A 9106-nucleotide genomic window follows, 5' to 3' on the forward strand; every position below is an offset into this window, starting at 1 on the left:
AACAAGATAGCCATCAACATATTTCCTAAAGCCGGATGTTTCAGTCTGTCTTCGTGCAGGCTGCTGCAATCATATTTTTTAAGGGAGGGATTTTTATGTTGGTGGCAATCTGGGTCATTACCTTTTGCCTGATCATCGGCATCGGTGTGTATGCTGGTTCCAGCATCAAAGCGGCCAGTCAGTGGTCCGGAGGTGACCGTACTCTGGGAGCCTGGTCTTTGGGGTGCGTTTTTGCGGCCTGGCAGATTGGCGGTATGGCAATAGTGGGAGCTGCTCAAAATGGATACAACCTGGGCATTTCAGGTGCCTGGTACTCCATTGCGGGCAGTTTTTATTTTATCTTCCTGGCCTTCTTCGCCAAACTGATCCGGGAAAACCTGCCCAGTGAATCCGTGCCGGAATATCTGCAGCTGAAATTTGGACAGAAGACGGCCCGGCTGTATTCTTACGCCTGGATCGTTTACGGGTTCCTGTACATTCCTATCCAGCTGAAGACGGTTTCCAGTATTGTGCAGATCGTACTGCCGGGGCTGAGCGTCAGCTGGGCCATGCTGATCGGGGTAACCATTGCGGTGGTCTACACCAGCTTTTCCGGTATGCGGGGTGCCTCTGCCGTAGGCCGGGTGGTCTGCATCGGGACTTATATCCTGCTGATGGCATTTGTCTTCACCACGCTGCCCAAATTCGGGAACTACAGCGGCCTCTTGGCCAAACTGCCGGCCCAGTATGCCTCCTGGCACAACATGCCCACCCATCGGATTATTGCCTGGATCGTAGGCGGGTGCATCAGTACGGCGGTGATGCAGTCCGTACTCCAGCCTCTGCTGTCGGCAAAATCTCCTGAAGCGGCCCGGACCGGGTCCATCCTGGGGTATGTGATTGCTGCGCCCATCTGCGTTCTGACGGCTATTTGCGGTATGTTCTCCAAGGCTTCCGGCGCTGATCTGGGGAATGGGACCACAGCTTTTGCCTATGCCATCAAAGCGTTCAGCAGCCCGTTGTTCGCTGGTGTGGTCTTTGCCTTCGCAACTATGATCATTGCGGCCACCATGGCCACCATGATGTTGGCCACTGGGACCATCATCACCAATGTGTACAAGACGGAAATCAATCCCCAGGCGGATGATGCCAAGGTGCTGAAGATTTCCAAGTGGATCACCTTTATCTTTGCTTACCTGACCCTGCTGCCGGCCAACCTGATTCCCAGCAATGCGCTGACCAACCTGTTCCTGACTCTGCAGCATGTGGCTGCGGCACCGGTAAGCTTTTCCATCCTGGCAGGGATCATGTGGAAGAAGATTACTCCTCAGGGGGCTTTCTGGAGCATGCTCTGCGGGATGATCGTGGGGGTTGCCTGGATGCTCCTGAAACTGACGGATATGCTGGAAGCGGTGTATCCTGTGGTAATCGTAACGTATTCTGTGGGGATCATCGTGTCTCTGATGACTGGAAAGAAGGAAGCAGCATGACTCAGACAAAAAAAGAAATCTATATGTGGCCTTCCTACTGGAGCCGTCCGGTGGCTCATGGATCCTGTGGTGCCATCAGCAGCAACAGCGTCTATGCCACCCGTGCGGGATTGGAAATCCTGAAAAAAGGCGGCAATGCCTTTGATGCGGCGGTGGCTGTATCACTGGCCCTTTCCGTAGTGGAACCCCATCATTCCGGATTGGGAGGCGGGTGCTTTTCTCTGCTGTACGTGGCCAAAGAAAATAAATTCGTTGCCCTGGACGGACGGGGAATCGCTCCCAAGGCGGCCGGCCCGGATCTGTTCATCAAAGATGGAGAAGTCCAGGATGAATGGAAGGATCTGGGAGGTCAATCGGTGGCTGTTCCCGGACTGCTGCGGACTTTGGAAGAAGTACTGGAAAAATACGGAACCCTGACCTGGAAGGATGTGGCAGCACCGGCCATCCGTTTGGCGGAAGAAGGCTTTGGTACAGGATATACGGAATCTCTGACCATGGAGGACGATTCTGTCCGCCGGAAACGGAGACTTTCCGCCGCTTTCCGGAAACTGTATCTGAAGCCGGACGGCAGCCAGTACCGGTTTGGAGAAAAACAGACCAATCCGGAAATCGGAAAGCTGTTGGAACAGGTAGCAGAAAAAGGGGCTGATGCTTTTTATACTGGCAGCACAGCCCAACAGATGGTGGATCTGATCAATGCAAGGGGCGGCTGTTTTGTCCTGGAAGATTTCACGGAATACCGGCCCAAATACCGCCAGGTGCTCCATACCTCCTATCATGGGACGGATGTGGTGTCCTTCGGCCCGCCCAGCGGCGGCTGTGCCGTACTGGAAATGCTGAATATCCTGGAAACCAGAGATGTAAGGAAAACCGGGCAGAATACAGCGGCTACCATCCATGCACTGGCAGAAGCCATGAAACTGGGGTTTGCTGACCGGAGCCAGGCTCTGGGGGACCCGGACTTTGTCCAAGTGGATACAGACCGGCTGGTGAGCAAAAAATTTGCGGAAGAAAGAGCAGCTTTTATGACAGAAGAAGCCGGAGAATTTGCAGCAGCAGAGAATATCGCCGCCAAAGACTATCCCGGGAATACCTCCCATTTTGTGGTCATGGATAAAGAAGGAAATGCCTTTTCTCAGACCCAGACCGTCCGTGACTGGTTCGGCTGCGGCATTGTGGTGGATGGCTTGGGATTCGTTCTGAACAATGCCATGAGCGATTTTTCGGCGGAAGCAGGTGCCATTACCAGCCAGGGGCTCAGCTATGGCATGGCCAACAGCATTGCCGGCGGGAAGACCCCACTCTCCAGCATGGCTCCCACCATGGTGTGCCGGGATGGAAAACCTTTCCTGGCCATCGGAGCGGCAGGGGGCCCCAGAATCATCACCGGGATTGTCCAGGGAATTGTCAACGGAGTGGATTTTGGCCTGACACCGGAGCGGTTGGTAGGCCTTCCTTACATCCACTGTCAGACCCGGAAACAGGGCCTGGAAGTGGAACTGGGGGTTTCGGAGGATACCCTGGACCTACTGCGGAAACGGGGTCATACCATTGTGAAGGTCCCCAGTGATCAGGCCATGAGCACCATGCTCAACAGCGTCATGTGCCGGGATGGAGAATATTATGCAGCCGGTACCCAGCGGGTGGACGGCTGCGGAGGAGCTTTGCTGCCGGATGGTCATGTGGTGTTGGAGGGCGTAAGCCAGGAGTAGAGACGGAAGACAACACTGATGATTCAAAAGGGTGCCGCATATTTCAAAGCAGCACCCTTTCCAAGTCTTATTATAATAATTAAGAGGAACAGACGGTATATTTACTTTCAGTCGTTATTTTTAAACCCATATACCCTGCAGGGATTTTCTACTAATGCAAGATGGAGAGCCTTTTCATCCGTAAAAAAACAAGGGCAGAGGTTCAAGTGCCCTTGTTTTTCTTTTTTATTTAAAACACAATCCGTCAATTCCGATGGAGCCGTCTTCTGTCAGAACACCGCCGCCGCCGTCTACCCGGTTGGTCCCGGCTGGATAGAACAGACCGTCTTTGTACATGATGCCGTTGGGCATGCAGGACATGACGCCTACATTGGGGGGCATAATGACTTTGTGTCCTTTCTTTTCCAGAAGAGCAACCGTGTCAGGAGAAAAACCGTCTTCCAGTTCCAGCCCCTGTTCCTTTGTGAGACAGCACATGAAGGGAGTGCGGACAGCCGGTTCCATCATCCTGCCATATTCCAGGGTGTTGAGAATCATTTGGAGCACGCTGGTGATGATCCGGGGACCGCCGGCGCAGCCTACGGCCAGTACAGGCTTCCCTGCTTTGAATACAAGGGTGGGGCACATGCTGGACAGAGGTGTCTTTCCAGGCTGGACGGAGTTGGCTTCTCCATAGGCCAAGCCCTGGGTGGTCCGGACCCCGGTCTTGGGACTGAAATCAGCCATGGCATTGTTCATGATAAAGCCCCGATGGGGAATCACTACTCCGCAGCCCCACCAGTTGCGGATGGTCTGGGTCTGGGCAAATACGTTTCCGTACCGGTCCATAATGGAAAAACTGGTGGTACAGCCCGGATAGGATTTTGCCTCAATGCCTTCAGTGGGAGCGAATTCCTGGGCTTGGTCCATATCGATCTTTTTGGCCAGTTGGGCAGCATATTCTTTGGAAAGCAGTTTGTCCAGCTGGATCTTCACAAAGTCGGGATCGCCCATTGCCACGGAGCGGTCTGCAAACATCATCTTCATGGTCTCAGCAATTACATGGGTGGCAGCCGCTGAATGGTATCCCATGGCTTTCAGATCAAAATTTTCCAGGATATTCAGCATCTGGATTACGTGGGTGCCGCCGGAGGATGGAGGTGCCATAGAGATGATGTCATATCCCCGGAAGGTCCCCCGTACAGGCGTACGGGCCTTGGGACGGCAGTTGACCAGGTCATCTTTGACCATAACGCCTTTGTTTTTCTGCACATAATGGATGATTTCATCAGCGATGGGCCCGGTGTAAAACCAGTCAACGCCTTTTTGGGCAACCTGTTCCATGGTGTCGGCCAGATCCGGGTTGGTGATTTTTTCTCCATAGATCCGGGGCTTCCCATTGTGGAGATAGTACTTACTGAACCCTTCATAGGCATCCCGGTTGTGTTCCGCTTCCGGAGTATCGGAGATCCGGGCATAGGGGAAACCGCAACAGAATCCTTTTCGAGCCAGATTGATAGCCGGTGCGGAGACTTCTTCCCAGCTCATGGTCCCATACTTTTGCAGGATCCCATCCAGGGCCCGGTAAAGAGCCGGGACAGCGGTGGAACGGCCGGAGAATTCAGTCAGGCTCAGATCCACATTACCGTCGGCATCCAGGAACATATCCTCAGAAGCATGTATGGGGGCTACTCCCCGAGCATCACAGCAGTAGAACCGGTTGCTGCCCTTATGGTAGAAAACGTAGAAACAGCCACCGCCAATGCCGGAGTGGTAGGGACCGACAAGCCCAAGGGTCAGAGAAACGGCACAGGCTGCATCAAATACATTGCCGCCTTTTTTCAGGATCTCCAGTCCGGCGGCGGTGGCATAGGGACTGTTGGAGGAAACGGCGCCCTGGTTCCCATAGGGATAGGGCCGATAATAGAAGATATCATTCAGCTGATAGCCAAGATAAGGATGATTGGGCATAAGAAAGACCTCCTTCAGAAAACAGAACAGTCAGTGCGCACTGCTTTTTGTTGCCACATAACCAACCAGATAACTGACAGCAATGGTGGGATACACCACATTGATCCTACCGTTCAGACCGGCGAAAATCCAGAACAGGGCAATGATAATACCGGAAAAAATGCTCAGCAGAGAAGCCTTGGCTGTAACCTTATCCCAGAACAGGCCAGCGATGACAGTAAAACTGAAGGGCGCATAGACCAGGTAGTTCAGGGTCAGGAACATATTGACCATTTGAGCAGAGGGAATCAGGAAACCTACGGCCAGGGAGATGTAGGCAACGGCGATGGTGCCCCAGCGGGATACTTTCAGGACTGTCGTATCGGATGCCTGGGGATTGATTTGTTTGGAATACACATTGGAAATGACCGTGCCGGTGGCCATCATCATGGTGGCCATGGTGGCAGCGACAATCATGGTAATGACGGCGAAGATGATCCCTGCCACCAACGGCTGGGACAAGTGAGCGATACTCCAGGCAAAGGCACTGGCCCCGTCTCCCAAGGCACTGGTGTTGGCTTTGGCCATCATGCCGATAATGGCGGTAAGAATGCAGATGGGAGCGGCAATCACATACCCCAGGATGCAGCCCCAGGTGGCTGCATGGTCGCTTCGTGCAGCAAACATGGGTTGCAGGGCCGCTTGGCTGACGATGGTGGTCAGGGCCCCACCCACTGCCCAGGCAACAATCTGCTGGACAGGCATGGCCGTCAGGTTGTTGTAACCAGAGGGAAGACGGGTCAGCAGACCGCTGTAGCCGCCCATGGCATCCAGATTCTGATAGACGAAACCGATCAGGAGCACATAGGTGGCGATGCAGACAATACGTCCGATTATGTCAGAACCTTTCATGCCGGCAAATCCTGTATAGGCTGCTGCAATGGTGACGCCCACAAACATGGCCAGATCAAGGCTGATGCCGGGCAGGACCATCTGGATTACAGAGGCGACGGTCTTCAGCTGGATAGGGACGTAGAGAATCCCAAAGACGATCCAGATATAGGCCTGGACTTTTGAAACAGAAGGACCATAACGGCTTTCCAGGAACACGGGCAGAGAGCTTGCCTTCATGTATTTCCGCATGGGTTTGGCCAGAGCGGCCATCAGAAGGAAATAGACTCCGCCGGCAATGGAGTACCAGCAGCCAGCAATACCCATGGTGTACCCATTTTGAGCGGCACCCACAATGCTCATGCCTCCGATCTGCCAGGCACCTAGCATGGCACCGACAGAGAAAATCCCCATGGAACGGTCACTGCCGTTCCACTGATCGGATTTTGTGATCCGCGTCCCGGCATAGATGCCAAAACCGATGATAAGGAGAAATGTGATGATCCAACTAGCCAGCAGCATGGTGAGACTCCTTTCTTTCTGCATGAAATTTACGGTAGAAATAAGAATAGAAAAGTAAGAAAATAAGCCATTTTACTGATAAATACAATATTTTATTTGCTCTTTTGTTAGTATCGTATTATATTTATGCTATGTTGATATAGGAATTTTCGGAAACTGATTTGGTAAAAATCGGAACTGATCTGCAGGGAACAAGGGGAAGCAATATGGAAGAAACGGAAAAATATGCGAAAATTTTATCGGTACAGCCTTTTTGGGAAGCAGAGAAGAACAATCGATTCATATTGACAGATCCGGAACTTGGAGGTCCGGTGGCTGTGGCTTACGAACTGACAGCAGGACAGGAAACCGATGGGCTGACCAGTGTACCGGGAATCGGACTGCTGGGTATTATGTTCTCTTTGGAAAAGGAGAAACCCCAGGCCATGATCTGCGGGCTGCTGAACAAAAGCAAAAAAGTGCCTCTTTACGGCGTCCATCATACCTTGTGCTGTCAGTTCTTTCCCGGGCAGTTTACCCGTCTTTTTGGAATTCCCAGCCGGGAGGTGACGGATATGGAAGCGCCGTTGGAAGATTTTATCAGGGTGGGGACCGTGCCGGAAGAAATTGCGACGGCAGAAGGGTTTGAAAACCAAATGGCAATCATCAGACGGTTTATTGAAGAGTGGAAAAACCGGAAACTGCGGGACACCAGTGACGGATTGGTCCAGTATCTGATGAAAGATGCCCTGCAGAAGCACGGTTCTCTGCAGATTGCCCAACTGGAAAAAGATACGGGGTACAGTGCCCGCTATCTCCAGCGGGTTATGCTGGAACATGTGGGACTGGCCCCCAAGACCGCACTGAACAACATCCGTTTCCAGAGCGTGCTGCGGCGGCTGTTGGAAAATCCCTTTTGCTCGCTGGCAGAGGCGGCCCAGGCCTGTGGGTATTACGACCAGAGTTATTTTACCAAAGTATTCAAGGAATACATGGGCACGACGCCGGCTGCCTTTGTGAAGCAAATCCAGGAAATGGTCCGGAAAGGGGAACCTGTCAAAAAGTAAGGTGGGTAAGTGGAAAGACAGAGCTGAAAACAATCATAAAGACAAGTATCGTATTTTTTCATTCTCATTTTCTGAATCATGAAAAGAATCAATAGCAGAGCTGAAATAGGGTAAATCAATTGACAGAACAAAATATTCATAATACACTGACAATATATATCTTCGAAAGGATGTGAAGTGGATGTTCAAGAAGTTTGGTCGGATTGCGGCGGTTACAGCATTGTCTTTGGGAATGGCACTGGGCCTGGGATACAGGGCGGAGGCCATGGTAGGCGGCAAACCCGTCATCGGGATTTCCTGGGAAAGTGCGGATCAGGAAAGCGACTATGCTCCCATCAAGAAAATCATTGAAATGGCCGGAGGGATTTCGGTGGAACTGGGGCAGATCAAAAGCTCGGATGTTCAGTATGATAAAAACGGTGCGGTGGACAAGACCTGTCTGGAACCGTCGGGAATGCTGAAACAGAAATATGCGGACAAAATCAAAGACCAGAACTTCGGGAACACCAATATTGCCACCGTGATGCAGGGCATCGATGGGGTATTTGGAACAGGGGGAGAGGATATCAGCCCTTCTCTTTACAAACATCCGGAAAAGGAAAAGAACCATGGGGAAGAGATCAATGCTACCCGGGACATTTCGGATTATACCCTGCAGGCCTACTGCCTGAAAAACAATATCCCTACTTTGAATGTATGCCGCAGTGAACAAATGATGGGCATTGTGTCCGGGGTCAAATTCATGCAGGACATCCCGGATTACTATAAAGCCCACAAGAAATCTTATGATAATCTTCATCGGATGCCTCCAGGAACCCCCAATCGGGATTATACCCGGCACGATGTACGGATCCTTCCCGTACAGTCCCATCTCCGGGCCATTGTAGGGAAAGATGAACTGAAGAACATCTCCTCCTGGCATCATCAGAACATTGAAAGTCTGGCTGGAACGGCGCTGATCCAGACTGCCGAAACTACGGACAATGGGATTTCCCTGATTGAAGGAATCGAGTACCCCGCCAACACCTTCAGTGTGGGACTTCAGTTCCATCCGGAAAATGATCTGACGGAAGTGCTGATCAAAAAGAAGGACAAGGAAAAGTTCTGCGATACGGAAATCTGCATGGGGTTCTTTAAAGCCTTGGTGAAAGCTTCTGCGAAGTAAAAAATAGAGTAACAACGCCCGGTATGCCTGTTTGGCAGACCGGGCGTTGTTCCTTTGCTGGCAGTAAACTCTGCTGGACACCATCTGCCGGGGGCAGATACTTCTGAACTTGTAAAACCCGCAGGCCCGCCCGTCCCGGCCGCCCAGGGGGCATATATTCAAAAAGGAGCTGTTGTGAGCTGCCCCCCAATTGTTAGACCAAAAATCTAACAATTGGGGGGCAGTTTTTTATGGCAAAACACAGCTATGAATTTAAGAAAAGGCTATGTCACAACAAACAGTTGATAAATAGCCATTTTTATAGGGGAGTATCAGAACTCCCCTACAAACTGTTATTTGCAGTTATCTATACTCATTTGGAATTTCGATATG

At 51.7% G+C, this 9106-nt stretch carries 6 protein-coding genes; 4 read left to right on the top strand and 2 right to left on the bottom strand.

Going from position 1 to position 9106, the window contains the following annotated elements; genetic code table 11:
• Positions 1-95 precede the first annotated feature (95 nt).
• Together ACTQY1_RS09455 and ggt (ACTQY1_RS09460) are read left to right on the top strand one after the other, a co-directional pair.
• Complete coding sequence (locus tag ACTQY1_RS09455; RefSeq protein ID WP_154487962.1) at positions 96-1469, top strand: sodium:solute symporter family protein; 1374 nt, start codon at positions 96-98, stop codon at positions 1467-1469.
• Entirely contained in the window at positions 1466-3181 is a 1716-nt protein-coding gene (gene ggt / locus ACTQY1_RS09460; protein WP_154487961.1) for a gamma-glutamyltransferase, read from the top strand. Before ACTQY1_RS09455 ends, ggt (ACTQY1_RS09460) begins: the two co-directional genes overlap by 4 nt.
• Before the next feature lie 225 nt (positions 3182-3406).
• On the opposite strand, the gene ggt (ACTQY1_RS09465) is transcribed toward ggt (ACTQY1_RS09460), so the two are convergent.
• Together ggt (ACTQY1_RS09465) and ACTQY1_RS09470 are read right to left on the bottom strand one after the other, a co-directional pair.
• Positions 3407-5131 (bottom strand): gamma-glutamyltransferase, encoded by a 1725-nt coding sequence (gene ggt / locus ACTQY1_RS09465; protein WP_441374125.1) that lies wholly within the window; start codon positions 5129-5131, stop codon positions 3407-3409.
• A gap of 30 nt (positions 5132-5161) precedes the next feature.
• Positions 5162-6523: a sodium:solute symporter family protein gene (locus ACTQY1_RS09470; RefSeq protein WP_288310233.1), complete on the bottom strand. Its 1362-nt coding sequence runs from the start codon at positions 6521-6523 to the stop codon at positions 5162-5164.
• A gap of 317 nt (positions 6524-6840) precedes the next feature.
• On the opposite strand from ACTQY1_RS09470, the gene ACTQY1_RS09475 reads away from it, so the two are divergent.
• Entirely contained in the window at positions 6841-7569 is a 729-nt protein-coding gene (locus ACTQY1_RS09475) for a helix-turn-helix domain-containing protein (protein ID WP_195839613.1), read from the top strand.
• A 181-nt stretch (positions 7570-7750) separates the two neighbouring features.
• Positions 7751-8734 carry a gamma-glutamyl-gamma-aminobutyrate hydrolase family protein gene (locus ACTQY1_RS09480; RefSeq protein WP_154487957.1) on the top strand — a complete coding sequence of 328 codons (984 nt, stop codon included), beginning with the start codon at positions 7751-7753 and terminating at the stop codon, positions 8732-8734.
• Positions 8735-9106 lie beyond the last annotated feature (372 nt).

The sequence above is a fragment of the Acidaminococcus sp. HCP3S3_G9_1 genome (genome assembly GCF_052122455.1).
Lineage (GTDB): Bacteria > Bacillota > Negativicutes > Acidaminococcales > Acidaminococcaceae > Acidaminococcus.

Bases quoted from the DNA above. Each gene is read 5' to 3' on its own strand.
- ACTQY1_RS09455 (WP_154487962.1), top strand. From the start codon at position 96: ATGTTGGTGGCAATCTGGGTCATTACCTTTTGCCTGATCATCGGCATC.
- ACTQY1_RS09480 (WP_154487957.1), top strand. From the start codon at position 7,751: ATGTTCAAGAAGTTTGGTCGGATTGCGGCGGTTACAGCATTGTCTTTG.
- ggt (WP_441374125.1), bottom strand. From the start codon at position 5,131: ATGCCCAATCATCCTTATCTTGGCTATCAGCTGAATGATATCTTCTAT.
- ACTQY1_RS09470 (WP_288310233.1), bottom strand. From the start codon at position 6,523: ATGCTGCTGGCTAGTTGGATCATCACATTTCTCCTTATCATCGGTTTT.
- ggt (WP_154487961.1), top strand. From the start codon at position 1,466: ATGACTCAGACAAAAAAAGAAATCTATATGTGGCCTTCCTACTGGAGC.